Below are 26,453 nucleotides of genomic sequence, written 5' to 3'. Positions count from 1 at the left end.
ATTTGGCTGGAACGTAGTGGGCACGATTTTGAGCTTTTGCATAAACCAAGTGCGCAAAATCTCAAAACTCGGCCTTATTCTAAGCAACAAGTTGCTAAGAATAATTTCACTACTGAGCCAATTTTCTTTGCTATTCCGGACTAGATAGTAGTTTTATATTTTTATGACCAAACAAATAAACCTCAATTCAGATAGATAATTAAATCGACTATCTTTGAATTGAGGCTTTTTGATTTACTTGAGATAAATAATAAATGTCGTTATTCGATAGTGGCAGCTTTGTGGATGCCCAATACGTCCCAGTATCCACAAAACAGAACAGACGGCGACATATAATAGTAACCTAACTTAAGAAAGAATCTTCTTAATTGGATTCCTTCTTTTATTTTGCGGTTATTTGCATTCGACCATTATCCTTTGAATGGTACAGATTAGCGTCGACTCGCTTGTAGAAGTCATTAGGATCGTTGTCTTTCTTAGATACTTCAGAAACACCTATCGAGACGGAAATATTAATGTGTTGGCCATTGAAATCAATTCCTAAATGATTCAAGGCACTAAAAATCTGAGGAACAACTTTTTGAGTTTCATCCAAATCATAACTAGGGAATAAGACGTTGAATTCCTCCCCACCGGTCCGATACAATTTGATTCTCGAATCGTTTTCATCTATTACAGTTTGAACGACATCCACCACATGTTGCAAGACTTTATCCCCCGCTAAATGCCCATAAGTATCATTGATTCGCTTAAAATGATCAATATCGAACATCATCATTGATAGATGCAATTTATTATTATGACTATTTTGGAACAAATCACTGACTTCTGTCATATAAGCCGCATAATTTTTGGCTTGAGTCAACGCATCATGATGAGCAGACCGTGCCAAATTATTTTCCAAACGTTGATTTTTATTCAACATTCTAATGTAACTGTATAATAACGCTTGAAATACTAAGAAATAGCTAATTTCTTGAAGATAAATATACCATGATAATGAGAATTTGACTTTAACCAAAAACCACAATATCATTCCAAAAAAGGTTCCTGTAATAAAATAAATTGCAAAGATATAATTGTGCTTCTGCGACCACTTATAAACATAATTCATACACCAATAGAACAAAATAATTATCACGGAATAAGTCCACGACTCCCAATAAGTAAGTGACGAATTAATCAACATAAACAACACTACAATTGGCAAAAAAGCCTTCAATGGAATATGAATAGCCAAAAAGTAAGCACAAAAGATAACCGCAATCAATTGAAAATTCATAAATAACCAAGAATTATCTTGCCCAGCGATTCCTAATTGCAAACTATAAATAAAAATCAAAATATAGATTACGCCGAACCACGATTCAATCGTATGCTCTCGGACTTTTGGATATTTTAAACGTATTTTTGATTTCAACCAATCAACTAAAACTACGTATAATGTAAAAACACCCAAAATGAAAAAGACACTCGTTACTACTGGCGTCACTCGCCAAACAGACCAAGTCATTAATCATCCCTCCCATCTCAGGTATTAACTCACTAGCCTTATTCTACTACAATTTTATATTTATTTTATTATAAAAGGACTTATTTTTAATATCTTTTTTATATTAAAAAAAGAGAACATCATTTATAGGATGCTCTCTTTAAATTGTCGTAATTTGCATACGGCCGTGCTTTTTAGAGTAATAAAGATTGTTATCAACTCGCTTATAAAAATCATTTGGTGTAACATCTTTATTCGAAATTTGAGAAACCCCCATTGAAACAGAAATTTCAATTTCTTTCTTGTCAGTTTCAACTTTTAAATGATTTAAAGCGGTAAATATTTCTTCAACAATTGCTTGCGTTCCTTCAAGATCATAATTAGGAAATAAAACATTGAATTCTTCTCCGCCAGTTCGATATAGCTTCACCGACGAATCATTGGCATTCAAAACTGTTTGCACAACGTCAACTGTATGTTGTAAAACCCGATCACCAGCTAAATGTCCGTAGGTATCATTTACACGTTTAAAATGATCGATATCGAACATGACCATAGAAAAACTCAAATTGTTATCTTTACTGTTTTTAAATAAATATTTAATTTCTGTTTCATAGGCTGAATAGTTCAAAGCCTTTGTCAACGCATCGTGACTAGCAACTTCAGCTAATCGTGCTTTGAGACGGTCATCTCTGAAGAGCATTCTGACATAAGAATACAATAGCAATTCAAAAATTACTAAATATGATAATTCCTGAACATAAGTAGTCCAAGAGAAATCAAATTTCAATTTCATGAAATACCACAGTAATGCTCCAAAGAATGTACCTGTACCTAAATAAAAGAATAAAGGTGATTTTAGTTTTTGTGACCATAGATAGCCTTTATTCATCGTTACATAAAATATTATTAACGTAATTGCGTGACACCATGATTCCCAGTACCCGACTGAGGAATTGTAGATCATAAACAGTAAAACAATCGGTAAAAGAAAATAATATGGAATGCGAATATTCAAAAAATACGCACAAAATACGATTGCTATCAACTGAAAATTCATAAATTCCCAAGAATACGATTGCCCCAAAACAGAATACTGCAAGCCAAAGGAAAAAATCAGCATGTAAATTATTCCTACAACAGATTCAACCGTATGATCTTTGATATTAATGTCTTTTGAATGAAGCTTTACTTTAATCCAATCAACTAATACTTCAAAGAGTGTAAAAACACCCAAAATAAAGAAAATACTAGTGATAAATGGTGAAACTCGCCATACAAGCCAAGTCAACTATACTTGTACCTCCCATTTGTATGTAGTAAACCATTGATCAAATCCATAAAAAGACTAGTACTTTCTAATATTACTACAAAAAATGGCATTTGCGATAAATATTTTTATATTTTGATAATCATTTAGAAGTAATCAATTAATTGAGGTTTTTCTTGTACAAAGAGACTCGACAAGTCAGCAATCTTCTCTGTATCACCTTTAATTAATCCAAATTTAAGTAGTGAATTAAGACTACGATAGCCAAACATTGCTTTAGTTAAGCTTTGAATAGTTAGCACAAAATCTGGCTTCAGTTCATCATTTACTTTCAAATCAACAATTCCATCATTAATTGCCAATGACCAGACGTGATTATTCCAAGTCAATGAGTCTTCTACTTTAAAATTGACTCGTGCTAAATTCATTTTTTGGATTGGATAACGTTTCAAAAAATCTTCTAAATTAACTATTCGAGCCATCATATATGGAACAACTTCTAGCTTAGCTGAATTGGGGTTTTCCAATAGATCAGCTTTGAAATCAGCGTTTGGAGATTCATATATGAATTTTTCAAAAATAGACTGATGCTTAGTAACAAATTTCAATAATAATTGAATACTCAAAGGATTACTGTTGACCCATTCATGAATAACAAAATTAGTACCTTCAGTGTAATAAACTAGATAACCTATTAACTCATCATCTTGATAAGCCAAGGCTAATTGATATTCTGGATGTTTATCAATCATATGATCCCACCACCAATCAGCACGAGACATCCCACCAAGATGATTTTTCTCTTGATACAAATGTTTAAGTGCTGTAGGCAGTTCAGTGATTTGAGCACGCTTGACTAGTCCTTTTTTGGCATTTTTCAATCTTGGTAAATCAGAATTCTTAATAGTTATCTTAGTGTGATCAAAAACTTGTTCAAAACCAAATTGCCGATAATAGCCATACGAAAATGGCGCCAAATATGAAAGCGTTACGCCATCGTTATACATATCTGAAAGTGCTGATTCCATGAGTGAACTAGCTCCTCCACGGCCACCGAATTCTGGGGCACTCATAACGTCACCGATACCGTTCATCTTAAAATCAACATCATGGAAATTAACATTGAATGGAATACTGAATAAACCACTGCCTAATTTATCTTCATTCATAATTCCATATACTTTTGCATGATCAAAACGCTCTTTTAAGACTGATCTTCTATGTGGTGAATCGGGCCGGTTAAAAGAATATAAGTATAGTTCATAAAATTGATTGAATTTATCTTTATCGAGTAAATATTTATTCATATTTTTCTCCCTATAAAAAAATACTATTCAATTGAGAATAGTATTTCTTTGTTTTTATTCTGCTAATTTAAAACTACTCCAAGGCTTGATATAACTCAATAAGAAAGCCTCATTCGAATTCAAGTGTCCAACAACGTTACGACGCCCATCGTTCTTAATATCACGAAGTGCAATCTGCGTTTCACCTTTGTATTGTCCGTAGTCCTCATTAACTATAATGATGTCGCCGCGTTTAATGTCTTGAGTATCATGGGCAGGGAAATTCCCATCTTTATAAACTACTCGAGTCATTGTACTACGTAACAAATAGTCAGATGCATCACCACGATAAACGTGAGTAGATTTCAAAATAACTTCTTTTTCTAAATCTGTAATGTCAGAAGATAAATCGACTTTCAATACTGGGAATGGTGCATAGAAAGCATCTGCAGCTTCTTTTAATTCTTCATCCGATGCGTACGTGTTACCAATGATGACATCATCAACTACCCCGCTCAACAATAGATGTTTGACTTGAGTAGAAATTGGTAAATCACGATCATCTTCAAGTGTTGGCAAACCATCTTGAACTGGCCATGGGCCAAAAGTAGCATTATGGGAACTGACAAAGGCAGCTGAATGAATGTTACGTTCTTTAAAGAAGTTTGACCATTTAATGAAGAACTCTTCACCTAAACCGGTATATCTTTGAGGATAAAAGTTATGACAACCGAGTAGATTATCCTTTTTAGGATGGTAGGAAAGAATATTATCTAAGTAGTGTGTACCAGAACTCATATTGATTTCAATTTTTAACCCATAAGGATTACGCGTCATCTTAGCTTCTTCCATTCCAGAGAATCCTTCATCCAAACGGATACCAAAGGCTCCTAATTCATGGAAAAATGATAAGTCATCGTAACTAATACCTAATGCTTTAAATAGTCTAGGATTCATATCAACGATCGTTACAAAACCAAGTTTATTTCCATAAGCAATAGTTTCTTTAAAACGACTGATCGTCTTATCCTTGTCATCACCTAACTCAAGTAATGAAGCAAAGATTCTTGAATAGCCTAACTTACTAGCAGTATCGAGATATTTCTTATCCTCTTCTAAAGTTGAATGTTCAGGATATAGTGACAATCCTAGTCTTCTCAAAACATGACCTCCAAAAAGTTATTATTTAGCAGCTTCTTTTGTTTGACCTAATTCTTCAGCCAACTTGTCTTTATCCATTGACTTGAAGAAGTACCAGTACATCAAAGTATCAAGAATAATATTGATAATTTGCATTACAGCACCAGAAATGTGACCAGTTGAAATAAATCCTGATAGAATTGGTGGAGTTGTCCATGGGATATAAACACCCATTGGTCTTGCAACTAAGTTTGTAGCCATACCAATATATGTTGTTGTTACGTTAATAAGTGGTGTTAGGATAAATGGAACTAACATCTTATAGTTCATAACAATAGGTAGACCGAATAGAATAGGTTCATTAATATTGAATATTGCAGGCCCGGCAACCAATTTACCTAAGGTCTTTAATTCTTTACTCTTTGCAGCAAAGGCTAACAAGAATGCCAAACCAATTGTGGCACCTGAACCACCCATGTGAACAAAGTTATCGAAGAATGATGTTGTAACAATGTTTGGTAAAGCTTTACCAGCAGTAAAGGCTGCGTGGTTTTGGTTCAAAGCTGTCAACCAGATAGGCATCATAACACCAGAAACAACGTTAGCACCGTGAATACCGAAAATCCATAGGAAGGAAATCAAGAATTCAGCTACTAAAGCACCTGGCAATGTGTTACTCAAGTGACCTAGTGGATCAGCCAAGAAGAAGGAAATGATATTTGGAATACTTTGCATTGGTGTTGCTTCGACACCCATACGAATTAACCATACAAGAAGTAAAACAATCAGACCTGGGAACAAAGCAGCAAATGAGTTACTTACTGCTGGTGGAACTGTATCAGGCATCTTAATTGTCCAGTTCTTGTGGACCATCCAAACATAAAAGTCGGTAATAAACAAACCAACAATAATAGCTGTAAATAAACCAGCTGAATCAAATTGTGTCAATGGAATCCACAATGCTCCAGCCTTGTCTGTCTTCAATGGAATTGTTAGGACGAAAGCACCTAATGAAACAATTGAAGCAGAGATAGGATCGACCTTATAACTCTTAGCCAAGTTATAAGAAATACCAATAACAGCAATCAGCCCCATGATGTGGAACGATGCGTTTGTTGGATATTGTAATACTGTTGCCCAGTTCTTACCGAAGATACTAGCCATGAAGTCTAGATAGGCTTGAATTGGGAATTGCGCGATAATCATGAAGATAGAACCAATGATGATCATTGGAACGGCTAATGTCATACCATCACGCAATGCAATCAAATGACGAGAAGAAGCAAGCTTACCAGCAAGAGGAATCAATTTCTCTTGGACGAAGCTGCCGGATTTCTTTTCAGCCATGTGCAAAACCCCCTCAAATAAAATTTGTTACCAAGCAGAAACACTGTTATCCGCTTACAAGAACTATTGTAACCCTTTACATTAAAATATGTGTGTTTTTATAAGCAAAATAATAAGTTAACGTAGAAAAAACGTGTTACTTTTCTGTGACATGTTCCGTAAAGCGATTATCAATGTGGTCTACCATCTTATGATATGAACAGTTAGCAATCTGTTCCAAAGTATAGACGATTGGCACTTGAGTTGTGACATTGATGTGTCCCTTACGGTTTTGTGGCGTATCATAAGAGATCGAAAAATCAGTAATTTGATTCAATACTGAATATGAATTGGCAGTCAAAGCAATCGTCTCAGCACCGTTTTTTTTGTAGTAACGAGCTTGCTCCAAAACTTGATCCGTCTCACCAGAAATCGACACTAAGATCAATAAAGTTTTCGAAAAATCACGATCTGAGAACGGTTCTGGTTGGAAAGGATCAAGGATTGGCAAAGAGTAGACTCCGTAACTCGATAAGATGCTAGCACCGTATTGGGCGATTCTACCACTGTTACCTACCCCAAAAAACAACACTAAGTCTGATGCATTAATCATATCGGCTGCCTGATTGATCTTGTCATCAAATGGTTCTTCATCAGCCACTAATTGGAAAAAGTTCTTGATAGGCTCCATACTAGGGTCTTGTTGGGCTTTAGCAGGTTGTTTAAGACTTTGTTTTAGAGCAAACTTGAATTCTGAGAAACCACTGTAATCCATTTTCTTCAGGAAACGTAAAATAGTCGTCGTTGAAACATGTGCCGCATCCGCCATCTCACGAATCGTCATATTTTGAACTTCTTTGGTGTGGCCAATAATGTACTTATAAACTATAAGTTCCAAGCGATTGAGCTCATGTACTTTTTGATATGGAAACATAAATCTCCCTCCTCTTTTAATTGGTCTATATCACTTTCAGTAAAGACATTTTAATTATAAATGTAACAAGTTACATATTCCAGAAAACAAATAAGCTGAGACAAACAATTTGGCTTTGTCTCAGCTTATTTTAATAGATTCAGTCTAAGTCTGATCCGTTTGAACGGATAACTTTTTGATACCAGTAGAATGAATCTTTCTTCGAACGTTCAAGTGTTCCGTTACCTTCATCATCTTTATCAACATAAATGAAACCGTAACGTTTGGACATTTGACCTGTTCCAGCAGAAACCAAATCAATACATCCCCAAGGTGTGTAACCTAGAAGATCTACACCATCTTCATTAACCGCCGTTATCATTTGTTTAACGTGTGCTCTCAAATAGTCAACACGGTAATCATCATGAATTGAACCGTCTTTTTCAACTTTGTCATAAGCACCAAAACCATTTTCAACAATCATCAAAGGCTTGTGATAATGTTCAGTAAGCCAGTTCATTGAATAACGAAGTCCAACTGGATCAACTGGCCAACCCCAATCGTTGTATTTCATATTAGGATTCTTAACAGTTTCACGATCTCCAACGAACTTGAATTCTGGATTGTCATCACTGTATTTAACGGTCATAGAATTGTAATAACTGAAACCAACATAATCGACTGTTCCTTCACGTAAAACAACTCGATCTTCGGCCGTAATATCTGGTCTTAAATCGTGATTCTTGAAGTAAGCTTCCATACCGACTGGATATTCACCCAATGTTTGAACATCTGACCACCAGTAACGTCTTTGCATAGCCTTTTCAGCTAATAAGATATCCTTAGGATCAGATGATGCTGGATAAACGGGTGTGAAATTGACCATATTACCAATCTTGAAATTAGGATTGATCTTGTGACCAATTTTAACAGCCAAAGCACTAGCAACAACTTCATAGTGAGATGCTTGATACATCAAAGCTTCACGTTCTTGTTCTGATTCATTGTCACAGAAAATCAAACCGGAATCAGTTGCAATTGAAAAGTCATTAGTATAAGTAGTTTGGTTGTTAATTTCGTTGAAAGTCATCCAATACTTAACTTTATTCTTGTAACGTTTGAAACATACTGTAGCAAATTTAACGAAGAAGTCGATTACACGACGATCTCTCCAGCCACCATATTTTTCAACTAAGTGATATGGCATTTCAAAGTGTGACAATGTAATCACAGGTTCAATACCATACTTCAAACATTCATCAAATAAGTCGTCATAAAATTTCAATCCTGCTTCATTAGGTTCATCTTCATCGCCGTTTGGAAAAATTCTTGTCCAAGCGATAGAAGTTCTAAAGCACTTGAAGCCCATTTCGGCAAATAATTTAATATCACCCTTGTATTGGTGGTAAAAATCGATTGCTTCGTGGTTTGGATAGTTCTTGCCAGGGATAATTCCCTTAGTGATTTCACGTGGCTTTTGGTAAGCACCAGCTGTCATAATGTCTGAAACGCTGACACCTTTGCCATCGACATTCCATGCACCCTCAAGTTGGTTGGCAGCTACAGCACCACCCCAAAGAAAGTCTTTTCTTAATCCACTTTTTGTCGTTTCAGTCATTTATTAACCCTCAATTCCTTTTTATTACTCTGTTAAATCTTCACCGTTAGAAGCGATAACCTTCTTGTACCAAGCAAATGAGTCCTTCTTGTAACGCTTGAGACTTCCGTTACCTTCATCGTCTTGGTCAACATAAATCATGCCGTAACGTTTCTTCATTTCTCCAGTACTTGCTGAAATCAAATCGATGTGACCCCATGGAGTATATCCAATCAAATCAACACCATCTTCATGAACAGCCTTTTCCATTTGTAAAATGTGATCGTGGAAATATGAAATACGATATGGATCATGAATGCTATTATCGTCTTCTAATTTATCGTAAGCGCCAAAACCATTTTCAACGATGAACAATGGTTTGTGCCAACGAGTCGTCATCCAATTCATTGCGTAACGAAGTCCGACTGGATCGATTTGCCAACCCCAATCAGATTTTTCTACGTATGGATTCGAAACTAAATCATTGTGTTCGTCATAGTCAAAGTGAGTTTCCCCATCTTTAGCTTTAGTTGTAAATGACATGTAATAGCTAAAGCCAACGTAATCAACTGTGCCAGCCTTGATATCTGCCAAATCGGCAGCAGTAATATCTAGGTTATAGCCTTTGCGAGCCCAATACTTAGTGATCCATTCAGGATAGAAGCCAAGTGCTTGAACATCGCCAAAGTAATAACGATATTGCATTGCGCGTTCAGCTTTCATAACATCAGTTGGCTTAGAAGTCAATGGATAAACTGGACACATGGCAATCATTGAACCAACTTTTAGACTTGGGTCGATCTTGTGAGCAATTTGAACTGCATGTGCACTTGCCACAAATTCATAGTGAGCAGCTTGGAACATTGCTTCTTCCCAATTATCATCCTTGCCTAGTTGTAGACCCGAGTCTTGAAGCAATGGATGTGGATCACGCCAGTCCGTTTGGTTATTGATTTCGTTAAAAGTCATCCAATACTTAACTTTATCTTTATAGCGTCTGAAACAAACTTCGGCAAAGCGGTCAAAGAATTCAATCACTTTACGATTGCTGAAGCCACCGTATTCCTTTACTAAGTGATATGGCATTTCAAAATGTGACAATGTGATTACTGGTTGAATACCATACTTGAGACATTCATCAAACATATCATCGTAAAATTTCAAACCAGCTTCATTAGGCTCAGTTTCATCACCATTGGGAAAAATTCTTGTCCAGGCAATTGAAGTTCTGAAACACTTCAAACCTAACTCAGCAAACAATTTAATATCTTCAGGATATTTATGATAAAAATCATTACCCCAATGGTTAGGATAGATTTGACCTTCCTCAACACCATCAGTAACTTTTCTAGCAACGCCTTTGGCACCGGCAGTCATGACATCAGCAATGCTGACACCCTTACCGCCTTCGTTCCAACCACCTTCTAGTTGGTGTGCAGCTACAGCGCCACCCCAAAGAAATCCTTTGGGCATTTTGATTCCTTCACTCATAGAAATTATTCTCCTTCTTTGGCTAATTTCTTATACAAATCAACAATTTCTCCTGCTAAATCTCTAAATGTAATAGCATTCATAATGTGATCTTGTGAGTGAACCATCAACAAAGTAACTTTAGCATGTTCACCGTTAGCTTCTTTAGTAAGCATATCGGTTTGCGAATTGTGAGCATCTACTAAGAAATCATCAGATTCCTTTAATTTTTGATCTGCTACTGTAAAGTGACCTTTTTTAGCAGCATTGATTGCCTCAAAAGCAGAACTCTTAGCGTTTCCACCATTAATAATTAATCCCATTACTGTTTGTAGTTGTTCGTCGTGTTTTTCTTCAGCCATTTTTATTTCTCCCTCAATAATTAAGCGCTTACTTTATTTTTAAATAACGAAAGGGGTGCAATTTGCGCCCCTTTTGTTTGGTTTTTATTGATGATTAGTCGATTAGCTTTACGGCTTCACGTAGAACTTTTTCACCATTCATCATTCCGTAGTCTTGCATATTAATAACTTCAACAGGAATACTCAACTTGTCTTTGAATTGACCTTCCATGTATCTTACTTGAGGTCCAAGCATTAATACATCTGGATGTTTTTCTTCCAATTTTGCGTCTGCATCGGCAGCAGCGGCAGCAAAGATTTCAGCATCGATGCCGTCACTTTCAGCAGCCTTTTGCATCTTTGATACTAGTAAACTTGTTGACATACCTGCGGCACAACATAACATAATTGTTTTTTCAGCCATAATGAAATACCCCTCTTGGTTATAAAATTTATTTGTTTGTTTTTTATCTAAAACGTTTACTAAAAACGCTTTCATAGAACACTTAGAGTATATAACTCATCAAAAATTTTATCAAGTTGTTTTTATTGAAAAACAAATATTCTTTAAAATAATTATTCAAAAACTATACAAGAACAAATAAAAACATCCATTCAGATCCGTCTCATGACTAAGAATCTGAATAGATGCTTCTATATCTCTTTTTTTAACACGCGTTGAATCATTTTAGCTACGCCATCGTGATTGTTATTGTCCGTCACCTTCCAAGCAACTTTCTTAACACTCTCAATGGCATTATCCATCGCCACTCCATAACCAACTTCTTTGATCATATCTAAATCATTGCCATAATCGCCAAAGCACATAAAATCCGCCATAGGAATTTCAGAGTATTCGGAAATCCGTTGTAAAGCTGATAATTTCGTAACATCTTGACCATTTATTTCAAAATAATAACTCCCCGAACGACTGATAGTTATTGGCATGGAAGTAAACGACTCTAATTTTTTTTGTAAGAATGATAATTGTTTTGGCACGCAACTAAAACAAACTTTATAAATATCGATTTGTTGATTTTGATTAATTTTCATCAAATCAGCGATTGAATGAGCCTTTTTGTGGTGGCGGTCCATCCCTTCAAAATAAGTCGTCCAACTGTGGTTAGGATCATAGACGTAAATATCATTGAGTCCATCTAAAACAACTTTAAAATTGCTAAATTCTGCTCTTTTTAAAATTTCAGCAATAACAGCTGGATCCATTGGCTGGTCGATTATTTTTTGTCCCTTTGGTCCTACTACGACGGCACCGTTTAAAACGACTCGATAGCCGTCAATTTTTAAGTCCTTTTCAAAAAACTTATTAACTGAATGTAACGTTCTCCCCGAGCAAATCGCAAAATCAATTCCAGAATTGACCGCATCACGGATGGATTGAGCATTTTGTGTTGATATTCTACTGTAACTATTTAACAACGTCCCATCTAGGTCAGTCCCTATAAATTTGATCATTAATTAAGTAACCCCTTACATAAAATCAATTTACATTAATCATACGACACCGCCTGTAAAAAACAAACACCAAATTATTTGTTAACGAGAACTTTATTCATATCGGCAATAAAACTTGGATAAGAAACGTCGATTGATTCAATGTTTTTAATTTGAAACGGACTATCAGTTAAAATTGAAGCGATACAGAGCATCATAGCAATACGATGGTCATTGTGACTATCAACATCATCCTTGACCTTAATTTCTTGATCACCATCGATTATGATCGTATCATCGTTAACTTGCATAACAATGCCTAATTTGGCCAACTCTACACGCATATTTCTAATACGGTCACCTAATTGCAAATGAACGTCATGAATACCTTCAATCACTGTTTGTCCACTAGCCTGTGAAGCCATCAAAGCAATTAAGGGTATTTCATCAATAATAAATGGCACTTGTTTATTTGTAATCTTAGTACCATGTAATTTTTGATGTTTAATAATCAAGTCGCCATAAGGTTCGATACTATTGATTGAACGATGATCAACATAAATGTTAGCTCCCATTTGTTTAGCAACATTCAAAAGCCCAATTCTTGTAGAATTCAAGCTGACTCGTGGCAAGGTTATTTGACTTCCCTCAGACAATAAAGCCCCAGCAATATATAAAGCAGCTGAAGAAAAATCTCCTGGAATCGTAATACTTTGTCCCTTTAAATGGGCTCCTGGATGAACAACGATTGTATCAGGATCAACCGAAACATTACCACCGAAATAATTTAACAGCACTTCCGTATGATTACGTGTCGCCTGTTTACGAATTATTGTCGTATCGCTTTTGGCATAGATACCAGCTAACATCAAACTACTCTTGATTTGAGCACTTGAAATATCTTGATGATAAATTATTCCCTTCAAGTTCTCACTACCTGTTATTTTAGCTGGTAACGAGTTTTCCCCCAAAGCTTGGTAACTAGCACCCATTTCCTGAAGAAGTTCTACTAAGCGGTCATTAGGCCGTTTTGAAAGGTAATCTCCTCCCATTACTTCATACTGATTGGGACTACTTGCCAAAACACCAAATAACAAACTCTCCAGTGTTCCAACATTTTCGATGTTCAATGGTTTATCTAAAGGTTTTAGATGATGATCTAATCCCTTAATAACCATTGCTTTAGTACTAACTTCTGTGTGTATCTTAGCTCCTAATTGTTGAAAGGTTTTAGCAGTAACAGCTAAATCATCAGCATAATTAAAATTGCCGATTTGAGTAACGCCACTAGCCAGAGATCCCAAAGTAATAGCTAAGTGGGCAATACTTTTATCGCCTGGAACCGTCACTTCACCCTGAAATTTGAACTTGTGTGCTTTCGTATTATAGTTAAACATTTAAATACACCTCATTAATAAGCTGTTCATTATCTTACTTCTCTCTTTGTTTTCTTACTGTTACGCTACCTAATTTTGGGATATAAAACAAACTTTTAGTCTTGAAGACAAAAAAATAGGGCTTTCGCCCTATTAAATTTTCATTCTAGAAGCATAGTCTATAAATTGCTTCGGCAAATATTTCCATAGCTTTTCTCATATCTGCTTTGCTCCAATTTTCATTAGCTTGGTGCATGAAATCAGGAGTTGTTGGCAACATTCCACCAAAGGCCACACAATTGTGCATCGTTCTAGCAAAGGTTGCCCCACCAGAAATAGCAGGTTGTGATTTAGTATCACCAGTCAAATCTTGATAAGTTTGCATCAAAGTCTTAACTAATGTGCTATCAGTTGGCACATAAAGTGGTGCAACGTAGTCGAAGTTTTCATATCTCATATCGTACTTAGCAACTGCATCGGAAACCTTTTGAATCAATTCATCGTGATCGATCTTAACAGGAATTCTCATATCGATTTGCATTTTAGATTCTTCTGGCGTGATTTTCAAACTAGAAATATTGAAAGTCAATTTACCAGAAACATCATCGGATACATCACCTAATAGATTAGTAGCATTAGCATCTTCACCAAAGTCTTTCAAGAATTGCAATACTTTGATATCAGGATAAACGTCAGCTAAAGCAATTCCTAATCTAACTACAGCATTAGTTCCTTCTGGAGCATTCATAGCGTGAACTGAATGACCATGAACTTCGATACCATCAGCTGTCTGGTCAGCTTCAAAATTATGAGCTTTCAAAGCTTTCATTACTTCATCTTGTTTTGGACCATTGTAAATTGCCTTACCGGGTACGGCATTGAAGGCATTTTCCAAATCAATATTTAATTCCGTTGAACCAGGTCCAAATAAGTGTGATTGTTGCAAGCCTTTTTCAGCATAGATCAATGGAAATTCAGCATCCGGTGCGATACCTAAATCGATTGGATCTTCTTTCTTGTTATATTCAGCTAAGCATCTCCAAAGGATTTCTTCGTCAGTACCAAAAATTACACGAATCTTTTTATTTAATTTGTAGCCTTTATCGAGGATAGATTTAACGGCATAAATAGCAGCGATTGTAGGTCCCTTGTCATCTTGAGTTCCACGACCATACAATTTGCCATCTTTTTCAGTCAATTGATAAGGCTCTACATCCCAAGCTTCTAAGTTGCCAGCTGGTACTTCATCAACGTGACCAACAATACCAAAGGTTTCATCGCCTTCACCAATATCAGCATAGCCGTAATAGCCATCTGGATCTTCATAAGTCTTAAAACCTAGATTACCGATAATTTCCAAAACTTTATCCAAAGCAGCTTTAGGTCCTTTACCAAAAGGTGCATTAGGCTCAGCTGGTTCGTTGTATGAGGCAACACCAACTAATTTACCTAAATCCTTAATCGCTGCATCTTGAATTTCATCTGTAATAAATTTTTCCATTATTCTTTCCCCCATTATTTAAACAAAATTACTTAAACATCGAGCAAATAACTAAGAAGACTGCAATTACCACGAATAAAATGGCAACCAACTTCCACATGTACTTCCACCATTTAACGATACTTACATGTCCAATAGCCAAAGCACCCATAACGATACCTGAAGTTGGTGTAATCAAGTTAACTAATCCTGAAGCTGATTGATAAGCTGTGATAACTAATGATCCGTCAACACCAGAGAACTTACCTAATGGTCCCATAATTCCCATTGTAGCGGCAGCTAGTCCAGAAGTTGAAGGAATCAAGAATGACATTGGAATGTAGAAAATATATGTTAATACAATGAAGACACCGGCAGAAAGATTTTGTAGTCCTGTTTCACCAGCGTGTAGAACTGTAGCAGTAATGTAACCATTGTTCATGATAACTTGAATACCACGAGCAACCGCAACGATAATCGCAACACTCAAGAATTCATTCATACCATTCAAGAAAGCATCAATATATTCTGATTCTTTCATACCAAAGATGAACATAATGATAACTGACATCATGAAGAATAGCGTTGTGATTTCTGTAAAGTACCATGTACCAAGTGGAGCAATATCTTTACCAATCAAAGCACCTAAGAATGGTACGTTTGTTAACCATTTTGTAAAGCTGTCAAAGAATGTCCAATTTGGATTCAAACTTGACCAAGGAATCAAACTAGTGATCATAACTACAAAAGTAAGTGCAAATAGCCAGAGAACACTCTTTTGCTTCTTAGTTAATTTTTCACCAATTGTTCTGTCAGCCATAGAGAATTCTTCCAAATCCTTTTGACGACGTTCAAAAACGTATGATTGTGATGGATCTTTTTTGATTTTATCTGCATAGTGCATAACGTAAAAAATACTAATTCCAGTTACCAAAATCAAAAGAATGAAACGTGGAATCAACCCGTCACCAGGTGAAATGTTGATTGTTTGTGAAGCAACACCAGTCGCAAATGGGTTAACTGTTGAAGCCAAACATCCAACTTGTGAACCAATTAAAGCTAGAGAAATCGCTGTGATCGAGTCGTAACCAACACTGATCATAACTGGGATCAAGATTGGGTAGAAAGCAATTGTTTCTTCACCCATACCATAAGTAGAACCACCGATGGCAAATAATGTCATTAAAATAGGAATAAGTGCCTTTTCTTTACCCTTATACTTTTGAACGGTAGAACTGATACCATCATCCAAGGCCTTAGTCTTATTGACGACACCTAAAAATCCACCGATAACTAGGATAAATAGCGAGACTGAAATTGACCCTTCAGTAACATCGGTACCAACCATTCCGTTGATCGGTGCTAAAAATACGTCCCAAATACCTTGAGGACTGCTTGCGCGGGCTTTGTACGTACCTGCAATAATGTTTCCTGCTTTAGTGGTTGCGTACTCACCTGCTGGTATAATCCAAGTCAAAATGGCAACTAAAATAATTAAGAAGAATAAAATTGTATATGCCGACGGCATTTGCCATTTTTTAGCTTTTTTTCCCATGAATCAACCCTCCTATATATATTTATAATATAGTTTCAGGATATACGATAAAATAAACTATTACAATGGTTTCCATGGAAATATTTGTAAATAAATTTTCCTTTAATGCCAGTTGTGTAAACGATTACAAAATATTACAATATTATTAGATTTAAGAGGGAGACATTAGAATGACTGATACGATCGAATTCGGAAAAAGAATCAATCATCGTCCATTAATTGTCAGTTTCATTGGAAGTTTTTTCGTTGGTGGTTTGGGGTTAATCGCTAACATTAAAGTAGCAATAATATCATTTTTGGCAGTTTTATTTTTGTTACTTTGCATCTATTTTCCAGTCAATTTACCAAAAATATTTGGTCATTGGCAATTAGAAAATCATGGAATTTCGTACTACAAAATGAACTCATACTGGGATAAATTGAAAATGATCCTTTTTCCTAATCGGACTGAATTTCAATTTATCAGTTATTCACAGATCAAAGGGTTCGAAGTAATTGAACGTGAAAATCAATATGATTTAAATAATCTTTTGACCATTAAACCTGCAAAGCAGTCATTCTTACCTTTTTTGCGTAAGCCATTTTTACTGCGACTCGAAATCAATCAAGATAAAATTGATCTGGACTTGAGTTATAATCAGTTTCACGATTCCAAAAATACTTTGTTTCGTTTGAGCAATGTCTTAAAAAAGTTAGCTGAGAAAATAGATTAATTCAAAAATAGCCTCACTAGAACGTTGTAATAGATTCTAGTGAGGCTTTTAATTTTCATCTCAGTTTCCTTTAATTTAGGCTCAAATGTCCTAAGAATTCGCTTTTTTGTAAGTATTCAGCTTTTCTTTGCTTTAAACGATTTTCAAAACCTTGGCAAAGATATTTTTCTTCAGCAGTTTCGGGAATAATTTCAGGAATTTCCATTTTGTCATTGGATTTTAAGACTATTAACGTGCAAAAACTGGTAAAAGCAATTTCTGGTTTATCAGTTTTTATGTCACGACTAATAATTTTCGTAAAGACTTCTACTTGCCGATTATGCACGCCCGTCACAAAAGATTCCATCTTGACATACTTGTCGGTTGTAATCGGACTCCAAAAATTGACATGGTCATACCCAGCTGTGGCAATCTTGCCTTTAACGAACTTAAAACTGGCTAAACCAGCATTCTCATCCAATAAACTCAAAGTTTTGCCACCAAAGAGTGTCTTCTTATCATTTAAATCCTTATCAAAAATAATCCGTTCACTAATAGTTTTAGTCTGTTGACATGTTTTTTGACTCATAATCTACCTCTCTAAAGATATTCTAATGGTAGCTACTAATTGGAACAATCTTTTTTAACAAAAAGTTAACCGCTACCAAATAAATTATATTATGATAGTAGTAACACAACTATCGGAGGAAATTATGGCGTTTTTATTGTGGTATACCAACTATTTTGTAGACATTAGTTCTGATAATTTAACCGATCCTAAGAAAATCGCTGCTTTTGAAAAACTTGGCGACATTTTTACTAATGGTGATTTTTCATCCTGGCACGTTAAATCACAACTAGATGAGGAAGACTTTAACAGACATTTGAATAAACTATTAACTGAGAACACTGAGATCAATCCCAATGATGTAACCGTTACCAAGGGTATTGATGGTGGTCCTCTTAAAATGCTATAAACGAACCTAGATTATTTTAGGTTCGTTTTTTGATTAAAATTTTTTCAAAATCTGTTCCCATACATAAGTAAAAAGTTATATAATATATAAAATTAATTTAAAGAGGGAGTTATTTATGATTTTAATCGCACTTTCAGCTGTTATTTTGCCGCTTATTCTTTTGGGCATTCTCAACATGCCGGCTACCAAGGGTATGTCGATCAGTGCAGCAATTGTTTTACTAGAAGGTTATTTCTTTTGGAAAATGCCTAGTAAAGTTCTTTTGGCGTCAATTTTCCAATCCATCCACAAAGCTTTACCCATTCTTTGGATATTATTTGGTGCCTTGATGATGTTGAATATTTTGCAACATACCGGAGCAATTGATCGTATCAACTCTGGTTTCCATCAAATTTCTGGTGATATGCGACTCCAATTGATTTTAGTAGCTTTCTTATTTGGTGGTTTGATCGAAGGTGTTTCCGGATTCGGTACGCCAGCAATGGTTACAGCACCTTTGATGATTGCCCTAGGATACTCACCCATGGCTGCAGTCACTTTGTCACTAGTTGCTGATTCAACACCTGCTTCCTTTGGTGCTGTGGGGACTCCTTTAACAGTCGGTTTGAGTAACGTCAGCGACAAGAGTGATTTTTTAAATACCATTGGTCAACGCATCACACAGTTAGACCTATTTTCAGGAACGTTCATGCCACTTTTACTCGTTTTTATGTTGATTTTTATTTTTGGCAAAAACGACGAACATAAAAAGAAAGACTTTCTGACATTAGTACCTTGGACATTATTCATCGGTCTAGTTTACAGTTTATCCGCTTTAGTAGTTTCATTCTTAATCAGTTACGAATTCGTAGCAATCTTAGCACCATTTTTCACGATAATTATTGCTATTATTTCTATCAAATTTAATTTTCTATTGCCTAAAAAGCTTCTCAAAGAACCTTGGACAACTTCAAAAAAAGAAATCAAATCCGACCATTCTATGTCTCTATTGACAGCTTGGTCACCATACATCGTAGTTATTTTATTACTTTTAGCGACAAGAACTATTATGCCTTTAAAGAATTTTTTGACTCAAAATATCAATCTATCTTGGAATAATATTCTCGGTTTCAAACAGATCAATTCGGACTGGGAGTTCCTCTATTCACCTGGTACTTTGTTGACGATTGCCGCTATCATTGGTTTATTGCTTCAAGTTAAATCTCTCAAAGCATTCTTACCTACAGCTAAAAAAGTTGTTTTTTCAATGAAATCTACAGCAATTGCTTTGATTGTAACTTTAATCATGGTACAAATTTTCACTAACTCAGAATTAAATCAAAGTAACATCCCTAGCATGCCAATGTATATCGCCCAAATTATTTCTAAGTACTTATCTTCAGTTTGGATAGTTATCGCTCCATTCCTTGGTCAATTAGGATCATTCGTAACCGGCAGTACGACTGTCTCAACTTTGACTTTCGGACAAATTCAAGCCGACATCGCTACTAAAGCCGGCGTTGGAACTGACTTAGTTTTAGCTGCTCAATTGATTGGTGCAGCTGCTGGTAATATGATCTGTGTTCACAACATTGTTTCAGTCAGTTCAGTCGTTGGACTTACTGGTCAAGAAGGAAATATTTTAAGAAAAACCGCCGTACCGGCTTTGATCTACGGTTTAGTCGTTGGTATCGTTGGCTTTATCTTTACACTGGTTATCTAGCAAAAATCAACAAAATAAGAGCCAAGATTGTGGAAAAACGCAATCTTGGCTCTTATTTGTTATTCATGAAATGATGCACCAGAATTGGCATCCAATTCCACTTTCTTATCTTCGTTAATTGGTGTTACAGCTAAATCTTCAGAATCTCTAATTGGAGCTTCACAAACGTTTTGATAATCATCTGAATTAATAATTTTATTTTCTGATAAATATTGATTAATTTGTTTCATTAAAGTAGGTCCATTATAAATAAAGCCGGTATAAACTTGAACCAAACTTGCGCCTGCAATTAAAGCTGCTTTAGCATCTTCAGGTGTGAATACCCCACCAGAGAACATAATTGGCAAATCAGGAAAAGCTGAATGGATTGCTCTAGTTAAACTCAATGATTTCTTGAAGATTGGCTTACCACTGAGACCACCACCTTCATTTTTATGAGCTGACTTGAGGTTGTCATGAATTGGACTAGGATTTGAAGCTGTATTAGTCAAAATAATTCCATCCATCAAACCATCAGTTTCTTTAATCAATTCAATCAGTTGTTCAGCAGTAATGTCATTACCAAATTTACAAAATACTGGCTCCTTAATGTGCAAATTGTGAATCTTTTGTAACAAATTCTTAGCCACCGGAATCTCTTGTAAAGTTGTGACACCTTTTTGATTAGGACAACTTTGATTCAAAGCGATGTAGTCACCAAAAGAATGAATTTCTTTGATATCTTCAACCATTTCTTCGACCATTTCTTCACTACTCAAACCATGTCCTGGAGCCACACTGATACCAACTTTGACGTGTTTAGGAGTGTTAGCTAAATGACGTCTTGTTTCTTCAACGCCTAAGTTATTTAAGCCCATACGATTGATAATAGCGTTGTCTTCTGGCAAACGAAAGATCCGTTTTTTCTTATTGCCGGGTTGATCATTTTTAGTGATACTTCCGATTTCAACAAATCCTGCACCTAAGGCACCCAAACTATTATAAAATTCAGCTTTTTTATCGAAACCTGCGGCAATACCAATTGGCGAATCAAAAGTAATTCCTTTGACGGTTACTTTAATATTGTCTGGTTTTTTAGCTTGAAACATTGTTTCCAAGACTTCTGGTGTCTTATTAAACAATTTCAAGCCACTAGCTACTAAATGATGATCAACTTCAGGATCACCTTTAAAAATCACTGGACGAACTAACTTATATAGACTCATTATTTACCCCAACTTTCTGGATTTTGATACCATTGTTGCAATAATTCCATATCGCTTTCTTCAACGTAGTCTAATTTTTGAGCTACTTGAATCATGGTTGGATAATCCGTCAACGTAAATAATTTAGTATGCGCATCAGCAAAGTTCTTAGTACTTTCTGGCAAATCATAAGAGAAAATTGCGACAGTTCCAATTACATCTCCGCCCTCTTCTTCAACTGCTTTGACGGCTTTTAAAATACTGCCACCAGTTGAAATCAAGTCATCGATCAAAACAACTTTGTCGCCTTTTTGACAGCGACCCTCGATTTGACTCTTCTTGCCGTGATCCTTTTTTTGCGGACGGACATAGTTCAATGGCAAGTTTAAAATATTAGAAACACCAGTAGCATGGGGAATTCCTGCTGTGGCAACTCCTCCGATAACTTCAGCTTCAGGATATTTTTCTTTGATCAATTCAGCCAAATCATGTGCAATTGTTTGGCGAAAATCTGGATAAGCAATGGTCAAACGATTGTCTGTATAAATCGGAGCCTTAATGCCACTGGCCCAAACGAAGGGTTCTTTAGGATTCAAGGTCACCGCCTTGATCTTTAATAATTGACTGGCAATATTGTTTGCGACTGAGATTTTATCCATTATTTATTCCACTCCTTACAAATATTCATGTATGCTTGATAACCATTTTCAGCTAAAGTAATCGGACGACCAACCACAATGGCATCACTGCCTAAAGTCTTAGCTTTGGCTGGTGTAGCGACACGCTTTTGATCTTCCACTTGTGATGCTTTGGGACGAATACCTGGGGTAACGCATAAAAATTCTTCACTAGTAGCTTGTTTGATCATTGGCACTTCCAAAGCTGATGAAATAACGCCATCGGCTTTGTTATCAAATGCTAATTTTGCTAGATGTGTAACATAATCTTGAGATTGTAGTGGTACTTGTAATTCATTCTTTAATTCAGTTTGTCCTAACGAAGTTAACTGTGTAACGGCAAGTAATTTCGTATCAGAACCTGCTAAACCTTTTTTGGCAGCGGCAATCATTTCAGCACCACCACTGGCATGGACAGTTAGCATTTGAACATCCCATTTAGCAATCATTTCACAAGTTCTCTTAACTGTATTGGGAATATCATGTAACTTCAAATCAAGAAAAATATTGTAACCACGTTCTCTCAAATTTCTAACAAACGGATAACCGAATTGACAAAACATTTCCAAACCAATCTTCAAAAATAATTTTTGTTCCTTAGGAAATTGATTCAAAAAGTTAATACATTCAAAATCATCTGCAAAATCTAACGCTACTATTACTGGCTTATTCATTTTTACCCCTCATTCTCTATTTCGAATAGACTAGTTGTCCATCACAATAAGTTTGTTGCACTGAACCAAAGACCTTTTGTCCGATGAATGGACTGTTGAAACCTTTGGAAATAAAATCAGCTTTATTAATTTCAAATTCATCATCTAGATTGATGATTGAAAAATCAGCTTTTTGTCCAAGCTTAATTTCTCCGGCTTCATTTAAGTCAAAAATCCTACTTGGATTAGTCGACATCAGATTCAATAATTTTTCTAAACTAATGATGCCTGTTTTGACTAAGCGGCTGTACATCAATGGAAAACTCGTTTCGATACCAGTGATTCCAAAGGCGCTCTTTTTAAAACCTTGATTCTTCTCATTTTCAGCGTGTGGCGCATGATCAGTTGCAATCATGTCGATCGTGCCATCTTGCAAACCGCTGATTAAAGCTTGACGATCATTTTCACTACGCAATGGTGGATTCATTTTGAAATTAGCATCGTTTGTCAAAATATCATCTTCACTCAACAACAAGTGGTGTGGCGATACTTCACAAGTAACATTGATTCCAGCATCCTTAGCCACTCTGACCAAATCCACGCCATCTTTAGTTGAAATGTGACAAACATGGTAGTGAACGCCGGTTTCTTTAGCCAACATCAAATCTCTAGCTAATTGTGATGTTTCTGCTACTTGTTGAATGCCTGGCAAACCTAAACGTATAGCTGCAGGTCCAAAATTAATAACACCCTTATTGAAGAGGTTCTTATCTTCCACGTGAGCTGCTAAATGACTGTTGATAGCGGCAATTCTTTCCATGGCATCAAACATCGACTTAGCATTCATGATTCCGTGACCATCGTTTGAAAAGGCGAAGGCTCCTAGCTTGCTTAACTTTTCAATATCAACTAATTCATCACTAGTTTCATCTTTAGTAACTGGTGCGTATTGCAAAGTATGAATAACTGAATTCTTTTTGTTCAATTCAATCTGCTTCGTAAATTTTTCGGCATCATCAGGTACTGGGATAACATTAGGCATCGCACCAACGGTCGTAAAACCACCATGAGCTGAAGCTTTCGTTCCCGTCTCAATCGTTTCCTTATGAACTTGTCCTGGTTCTCTGAAATGGACGTGGACGTCAACTAAGCCTGGCGTAACTAGATTGAACTTAGCATCGATTATTTTACTGCCTTGAGGATGAATATTTTCGGCAATTTTTGAAAACTTGCCATTTTCAATCAAAAGATCACAATTGATTAATTTATTTGTGTAGAACAATTTTGCATTTTTGACCAATAAGTTCATCTTCTGCATTATCTCCTTCTAAAACTGCTTCAATCATTGCCATTCTCATAAAGACACCGTTAGCCATTTGAGGGAAAATATATGACTTGTCACATTCCACAACGTCATCAGCAATTTCTGCTCCTCGGTTAACTGGAGCTGGGTGCATGATCATTGCATCAGGTTTCATCATATTGACACGATTCATATCCAAACCGTATTTTTCAAAATAGTCAGCTTTGGAGAAATTTTTGTTTTCTTCAGCAGAAAGACGTTCATGTTGAACTCTAAGTAACATCACAACGTCCATTTCTTGGCAAAGTTCATCGACACTCATATGTGGTCCAATTTCTGCAAATTCTGGTGTGTACCATGAATCCAAACCGCCAAAGCAAACTGAAGCTCCTAGTCTTGTTAAGATTTCAGCATTTGAATGGGCTACTCGTGAGTGACTCAAGTCCCCGATAATACCAACCTTTAAACCATCGAAACTGCCGAAATGTTCATAAATTGTCATTAAGTCCAAAAGTGATTGTGAAGGATGTTGACCAGTACCATCACCACCGTTGATGATGTGAATTTTTAGATTATGATTATTTACTAAATCTTCATAATACTTGTCTTGGCTGTGACGGATAACTGCTACACTAGCACCGATACTCTCTTCAGTCTTGACAGTGTCATAAAGTGTTTCACCTTTAGAAGTTGAAGATGTTGAAGCCTCGAATTCGATTTCTTTCATCCCTAGCTTCATTTCAGCTACTTGGAAACTAGATTTTGTTCTTGTACTGTTTTCAAAAAATAAATTGATGGCAAATTTATCTTGACCGATTTCTGATTTCTTACCGGCCTTGAAATCAATTGCGGAATCAATTAAGTTCAGTACCTCTTCGTTTGATAATTGTGACATAGAAAGTATATTTTTCATTGTTTTCCTCCAAATTAAAAGGGATAGCTTTTATCCAGCTACCCCTAAAAGTTTGGTGTTCAACCGACCTTTCAGACCTCACTGGATCTATTTAAAAGTTCCCTGACGATTTATTTTTTAGTAAACAAAAAACTTCCTATCCCACAAGGAAAGGAAGTTTACACTTTTTCTGTCTAATGTGTAAGTAACCTTCCAAGCCTCACAGGACTCGATTAAAAGTTTTCGTTGCAAATAATATAAACGATTTCACATTCTCAGTCAATAGTATTAGTTAATTTTTGCTAAGAAATATTTCTTCTTACCACGACGAATTACGATGTACTTGCCGTCAAATGAATCTTTTGGATCGATTTCAGTTGTTGTATCAGTTAATCTCTCACCATTGATTCTGATGGCACCATTTTGAATATCTTCACGAGCTTGACGTTTTGACTTGTCGACGTTAACAGCAATCAAGAGGTCAACTAAATTGATAGGGGCGCTTGAGATTTCTTCACTAGGAACACCGTGGAAGGCTTCAGCAACTTCTTCTGTCGTCAATTCTTGGATTTCACCAGAGAACAATACGTCAGTGATTTTTTCAGCAGTCTTTAGAGCTTCTTCACCGTGAACAAACTTAGTAACTTCTTCTGCCAAAGTCTTTTGTGCTAAACGTTTTTCAGGAGCTGTCTTAACTGCTTCAGCTAATTTATTTATTTCTTCTTTTGACAAGAAAGTAAATTTCTTCAATAAGTTAATAACGTCCTTGTCATCTTGATTGAACCAGAATTGATAGAATTCGTAAGGTGAAGTCTTCTTAGGATCAAGCCATACAGCACCACCAGCAGTTTTACCGAACTTTGTACCATCAGCTTTAAGAAGCAATGGAATTGTCAAAGCATAAACTTTAGCATCTTGACCTTCAGTTTTGTGAATCAAGTCCAAACCAGCAGTCAAATTACCCCATTGGTCACCACCACCAACTTGCAATTGTACGTTGTGTTGACGGTAAAGTGTTAAGAAATCAAGTGATTGTAAGATTTGATAAGTAAATTCAGTAAAGGAAATTCCTACTTCCAAACGGCTGGAAATAATTTCCTTATTCAACATTGTATTAACGTTGAACAATTTACCGTAGTCACGCAAGAAGTCCAAAATACCGATTTGATGAGTCCAATCATAGTTATTAACCATAGTGAAGTTACTGAAGATCTTATTAGCTTGATTACTCAAAGCCTCTACATTGTGGTTAACTTGGTCCATTGTTTGCATAGGACGTTCAGCTTTTTTACCACTTGGATCACCGATTGAACCAGTAGCACCACCGATAACGATATAAGGATGGTGACCAGCTTTAGCGAATCTTTCCAAAGTCATAAATGGCAACAAGTGACCGATGTGCATTGAATCCCCTGTTGGATCCATACCACAGTAAAGTGAGATGGCCTTTTCGTCAACTAATTTTCTCAATCCCTCTTCATCGGATTGTTGATTGATCAGGCCACGCCATGATAATTCATCAATAATGTTCATAAATCTTCCTCCTGTAATTGTCCAAGTCCAAGAAATAAAAAAAGCGCCTCTGCAGTAATTGCAGGGACGCTTTATGCGCGGTACCACCCAAATTCAAGTAATCATACTTGCACTTTATTCCATCAACTGGACGTGAATTTTG

General features: G+C 36.0%; 24 protein-coding genes. 3 read left to right on the top strand and 21 right to left on the bottom strand.

Going from position 1 to position 26,453, the window contains the following annotated elements; genetic code table 11:
* Positions 1 to 382: 382 nt before the first annotated feature.
* The 14 genes from G6534_RS04280 to G6534_RS04215 form a co-directional block, all read right to left on the bottom strand.
* The gene (locus G6534_RS04280) at positions 383 to 1,513 is read right to left on the bottom strand and encodes a GGDEF domain-containing protein (protein ID WP_059074999.1); all 1,131 of its coding nucleotides are present in this window, start codon (positions 1,511 to 1,513) and stop codon (positions 383 to 385) included.
* Positions 1,514 to 1,652: 139 nt separating this feature from the next.
* Positions 1,653 to 2,783, bottom strand: coding sequence for a GGDEF domain-containing protein (locus tag G6534_RS04275; protein WP_182083169.1), 1,131 nt, complete (start codon positions 2,781 to 2,783; stop codon positions 1,653 to 1,655).
* 125 nt (positions 2,784 to 2,908) lie between these two features.
* Positions 2,909 to 4,069: a GNAT family N-acetyltransferase gene (locus G6534_RS04270; protein WP_059075001.1), complete on the bottom strand. Its 1,161-nt coding sequence runs from the start codon at positions 4,067 to 4,069 to the stop codon at positions 2,909 to 2,911.
* Positions 4,070 to 4,123: 54 nt separating this feature from the next.
* On the bottom strand, positions 4,124 to 5,209 hold the full coding sequence (locus G6534_RS04265; RefSeq protein ID WP_059075002.1) for a DUF871 domain-containing protein: 1,086 nt from the start codon (positions 5,207 to 5,209) through the stop codon (positions 4,124 to 4,126).
* Positions 5,210 to 5,230: 21 nt separating this feature from the next.
* Positions 5,231 to 6,535 (bottom strand): PTS cellobiose transporter subunit IIC, encoded by a 1,305-nt coding sequence (celB, locus tag G6534_RS04260; RefSeq protein ID WP_059075003.1) that lies wholly within the window; start codon positions 6,533 to 6,535, stop codon positions 5,231 to 5,233.
* A gap of 136 nt (positions 6,536 to 6,671) precedes the next feature.
* On the bottom strand, positions 6,672 to 7,448 hold the full coding sequence (locus G6534_RS04255; RefSeq protein WP_182083168.1) for a MurR/RpiR family transcriptional regulator: 777 nt from the start codon (positions 7,446 to 7,448) through the stop codon (positions 6,672 to 6,674).
* A gap of 139 nt (positions 7,449 to 7,587) precedes the next feature.
* Positions 7,588 to 9,045, bottom strand: a complete 1,458-nt coding sequence (locus G6534_RS04250) for a 6-phospho-beta-glucosidase (protein ID WP_182083167.1) — start codon at positions 9,043 to 9,045, stop codon at positions 7,588 to 7,590.
* A 24-nt stretch (positions 9,046 to 9,069) separates the two neighbouring features.
* Complete coding sequence (locus G6534_RS04245; RefSeq protein WP_059075005.1) at positions 9,070 to 10,515, bottom strand: 6-phospho-beta-glucosidase; 1,446 nt, start codon at positions 10,513 to 10,515, stop codon at positions 9,070 to 9,072.
* 5 nt (positions 10,516 to 10,520) lie between these two features.
* Entirely contained in the window at positions 10,521 to 10,856 is a 336-nt protein-coding gene (locus G6534_RS04240; RefSeq protein WP_059075006.1) for a PTS lactose/cellobiose transporter subunit IIA, read from the bottom strand.
* 94 nt (positions 10,857 to 10,950) lie between these two features.
* Positions 10,951 to 11,259 carry a PTS sugar transporter subunit IIB gene (locus G6534_RS04235; protein WP_059075007.1) on the bottom strand — a complete coding sequence of 103 codons (309 nt, stop codon included), beginning with the start codon at positions 11,257 to 11,259 and terminating at the stop codon, positions 10,951 to 10,953.
* A gap of 230 nt (positions 11,260 to 11,489) precedes the next feature.
* Positions 11,490 to 12,308, bottom strand: a complete 819-nt coding sequence (locus G6534_RS04230) for a Cof-type HAD-IIB family hydrolase (RefSeq protein ID WP_182083166.1) — start codon at positions 12,306 to 12,308, stop codon at positions 11,490 to 11,492.
* Between the two features lie 74 nt (positions 12,309 to 12,382).
* A complete protein-coding gene (aroA, locus tag G6534_RS04225) occupies positions 12,383 to 13,684 on the bottom strand; it encodes a 3-phosphoshikimate 1-carboxyvinyltransferase (RefSeq protein WP_059075008.1) in 1,302 nt (433 codons plus the stop codon).
* A 145-nt stretch (positions 13,685 to 13,829) separates the two neighbouring features.
* A complete protein-coding gene (locus G6534_RS04220) occupies positions 13,830 to 15,164 on the bottom strand; it encodes a M20 family metallopeptidase (protein WP_059075009.1) in 1,335 nt (444 codons plus the stop codon).
* Positions 15,165 to 15,192: 28 nt separating this feature from the next.
* The gene (locus G6534_RS04215; protein WP_057814258.1) at positions 15,193 to 16,698 is read right to left on the bottom strand and encodes a YfcC family protein; all 1,506 of its coding nucleotides are present in this window, start codon (positions 16,696 to 16,698) and stop codon (positions 15,193 to 15,195) included.
* 170 nt (positions 16,699 to 16,868) lie between these two features.
* On the opposite strand from G6534_RS04215, the gene G6534_RS04210 reads away from it, so the two are divergent.
* Complete coding sequence (locus G6534_RS04210; RefSeq protein ID WP_059075010.1) at positions 16,869 to 17,411, top strand: hypothetical protein; 543 nt, start codon at positions 16,869 to 16,871, stop codon at positions 17,409 to 17,411.
* Positions 17,412 to 17,481: 70 nt separating this feature from the next.
* Here the strand turns inward: G6534_RS04210 and G6534_RS04205 are convergent, their stop codons facing one another.
* Complete coding sequence (locus G6534_RS04205) at positions 17,482 to 17,979, bottom strand: acyl-CoA thioesterase (RefSeq protein ID WP_059075011.1); 498 nt, start codon at positions 17,977 to 17,979, stop codon at positions 17,482 to 17,484.
* A gap of 124 nt (positions 17,980 to 18,103) precedes the next feature.
* On the opposite strand from G6534_RS04205, the gene G6534_RS04200 reads away from it, so the two are divergent.
* Together G6534_RS04200 and G6534_RS04195 are read left to right on the top strand one after the other, a co-directional pair.
* Positions 18,104 to 18,367, top strand: coding sequence for a hypothetical protein (locus tag G6534_RS04200; protein WP_059075012.1), 264 nt, complete (start codon positions 18,104 to 18,106; stop codon positions 18,365 to 18,367).
* A 115-nt stretch (positions 18,368 to 18,482) separates the two neighbouring features.
* Positions 18,483 to 20,069: an L-lactate permease gene (locus G6534_RS04195; RefSeq protein ID WP_059075013.1), complete on the top strand. Its 1,587-nt coding sequence runs from the start codon at positions 18,483 to 18,485 to the stop codon at positions 20,067 to 20,069.
* Between the two features lie 59 nt (positions 20,070 to 20,128).
* Here G6534_RS04195 and G6534_RS04190 read toward each other — a convergent pair whose 3' ends face one another.
* The 6 genes from G6534_RS04190 to tyrS form a co-directional block, all read right to left on the bottom strand.
* Positions 20,129 to 21,274, bottom strand: a complete 1,146-nt coding sequence (locus G6534_RS04190; RefSeq protein ID WP_059075014.1) for a quinone-dependent dihydroorotate dehydrogenase — start codon at positions 21,272 to 21,274, stop codon at positions 20,129 to 20,131.
* Positions 21,274 to 21,912 carry an orotate phosphoribosyltransferase gene (gene pyrE, locus G6534_RS04185; RefSeq protein WP_059075015.1) on the bottom strand — a complete coding sequence of 213 codons (639 nt, stop codon included), beginning with the start codon at positions 21,910 to 21,912 and terminating at the stop codon, positions 21,274 to 21,276. The genes G6534_RS04190 and pyrE overlap by 1 nt, the downstream gene beginning before the upstream one ends.
* On the bottom strand, positions 21,912 to 22,604 hold the full coding sequence (pyrF, locus tag G6534_RS04180; RefSeq protein WP_059075016.1) for an orotidine-5'-phosphate decarboxylase: 693 nt from the start codon (positions 22,602 to 22,604) through the stop codon (positions 21,912 to 21,914). Before pyrF ends, pyrE begins: the two co-directional genes overlap by 1 nt.
* Positions 22,605 to 22,620: 16 nt before the next feature.
* A complete protein-coding gene (locus tag G6534_RS04175) occupies positions 22,621 to 23,892 on the bottom strand; it encodes a dihydroorotase (protein WP_059075017.1) in 1,272 nt (423 codons plus the stop codon).
* The gene (locus G6534_RS04170; RefSeq protein WP_182083165.1) at positions 23,849 to 24,799 is read right to left on the bottom strand and encodes an aspartate carbamoyltransferase catalytic subunit; all 951 of its coding nucleotides are present in this window, start codon (positions 24,797 to 24,799) and stop codon (positions 23,849 to 23,851) included. The genes G6534_RS04175 and G6534_RS04170 overlap by 44 nt, the downstream gene beginning before the upstream one ends.
* Positions 24,800 to 25,066: 267 nt before the next feature.
* The gene (gene tyrS / locus G6534_RS04165; RefSeq protein WP_059075018.1) at positions 25,067 to 26,311 is read right to left on the bottom strand and encodes a tyrosine--tRNA ligase; all 1,245 of its coding nucleotides are present in this window, start codon (positions 26,309 to 26,311) and stop codon (positions 25,067 to 25,069) included.
* Positions 26,312 to 26,453 lie beyond the last annotated feature (142 nt).

It is taken from the genome of Companilactobacillus pabuli, assembly GCF_014058425.1.
In the GTDB taxonomy this organism is placed as follows: Bacteria; Bacillota; Bacilli; order Lactobacillales; family Lactobacillaceae; genus Companilactobacillus; species Companilactobacillus pabuli.
The sequence above is the reverse complement of the archived record's forward strand: the minus strand, read 5'-3'. Positions and strand labels throughout refer to the sequence as shown.

What these genes read in the sequence shown, in the direction of transcription:
- G6534_RS04240 (WP_059075006.1), bottom strand. Translation starts at nt 10,856, where the DNA reads ATGGCTGAAGAAAAACACGACGAACAACTACAAACAGTAATGGGATTA.
- G6534_RS04270 (WP_059075001.1), bottom strand. Translation starts at nt 4,069, where the DNA reads ATGAATAAATATTTACTCGATAAAGATAAATTCAATCAATTTTATGAA.
- G6534_RS04215 (WP_057814258.1), bottom strand. Translation starts at nt 16,698, where the DNA reads ATGGGAAAAAAAGCTAAAAAATGGCAAATGCCGTCGGCATATACAATT.
- G6534_RS04175 (WP_059075017.1), bottom strand. Translation starts at nt 23,892, where the DNA reads ATGAACTTATTGGTCAAAAATGCAAAATTGTTCTACACAAATAAATTA.
- aroA (WP_059075008.1), bottom strand. Translation starts at nt 13,684, where the DNA reads ATGTTTAACTATAATACGAAAGCACACAAGTTCAAATTTCAGGGTGAA.
- G6534_RS04195 (WP_059075013.1), top strand. Translation starts at nt 18,483, where the DNA reads ATGATTTTAATCGCACTTTCAGCTGTTATTTTGCCGCTTATTCTTTTG.
- G6534_RS04250 (WP_182083167.1), bottom strand. Translation starts at nt 9,045, where the DNA reads ATGACTGAAACGACAAAAAGTGGATTAAGAAAAGACTTTCTTTGGGGT.
- G6534_RS04230 (WP_182083166.1), bottom strand. Translation starts at nt 12,308, where the DNA reads ATGATCAAATTTATAGGGACTGACCTAGATGGGACGTTGTTAAATAGT.
- G6534_RS04280 (WP_059074999.1), bottom strand. Translation starts at nt 1,513, where the DNA reads ATGACTTGGTCTGTTTGGCGAGTGACGCCAGTAGTAACGAGTGTCTTT.
- G6534_RS04255 (WP_182083168.1), bottom strand. Translation starts at nt 7,448, where the DNA reads ATGTTTCCATATCAAAAAGTACATGAGCTCAATCGCTTGGAACTTATA.
- celB (WP_059075003.1), bottom strand. Translation starts at nt 6,535, where the DNA reads ATGGCTGAAAAGAAATCCGGCAGCTTCGTCCAAGAGAAATTGATTCCT.
- pyrF (WP_059075016.1), bottom strand. Translation starts at nt 22,604, where the DNA reads ATGAATAAGCCAGTAATAGTAGCGTTAGATTTTGCAGATGATTTTGAA.
- G6534_RS04210 (WP_059075010.1), top strand. Translation starts at nt 16,869, where the DNA reads ATGACTGATACGATCGAATTCGGAAAAAGAATCAATCATCGTCCATTA.
- G6534_RS04235 (WP_059075007.1), bottom strand. Translation starts at nt 11,259, where the DNA reads ATGGCTGAAAAAACAATTATGTTATGTTGTGCCGCAGGTATGTCAACA.
- G6534_RS04170 (WP_182083165.1), bottom strand. Translation starts at nt 24,799, where the DNA reads ATGAAAAATATACTTTCTATGTCACAATTATCAAACGAAGAGGTACTG.
- G6534_RS04205 (WP_059075011.1), bottom strand. Translation starts at nt 17,979, where the DNA reads ATGAGTCAAAAAACATGTCAACAGACTAAAACTATTAGTGAACGGATT.
- G6534_RS04245 (WP_059075005.1), bottom strand. Translation starts at nt 10,515, where the DNA reads ATGAGTGAAGGAATCAAAATGCCCAAAGGATTTCTTTGGGGTGGCGCT.
- G6534_RS04220 (WP_059075009.1), bottom strand. Translation starts at nt 15,164, where the DNA reads ATGGAAAAATTTATTACAGATGAAATTCAAGATGCAGCGATTAAGGAT.
- G6534_RS04200 (WP_059075012.1), top strand. Translation starts at nt 18,104, where the DNA reads ATGGCGTTTTTATTGTGGTATACCAACTATTTTGTAGACATTAGTTCT.
- pyrE (WP_059075015.1), bottom strand. Translation starts at nt 21,912, where the DNA reads ATGGATAAAATCTCAGTCGCAAACAATATTGCCAGTCAATTATTAAAG.
- G6534_RS04190 (WP_059075014.1), bottom strand. Translation starts at nt 21,274, where the DNA reads ATGAGTCTATATAAGTTAGTTCGTCCAGTGATTTTTAAAGGTGATCCT.
- tyrS (WP_059075018.1), bottom strand. Translation starts at nt 26,311, where the DNA reads ATGAACATTATTGATGAATTATCATGGCGTGGCCTGATCAATCAACAA.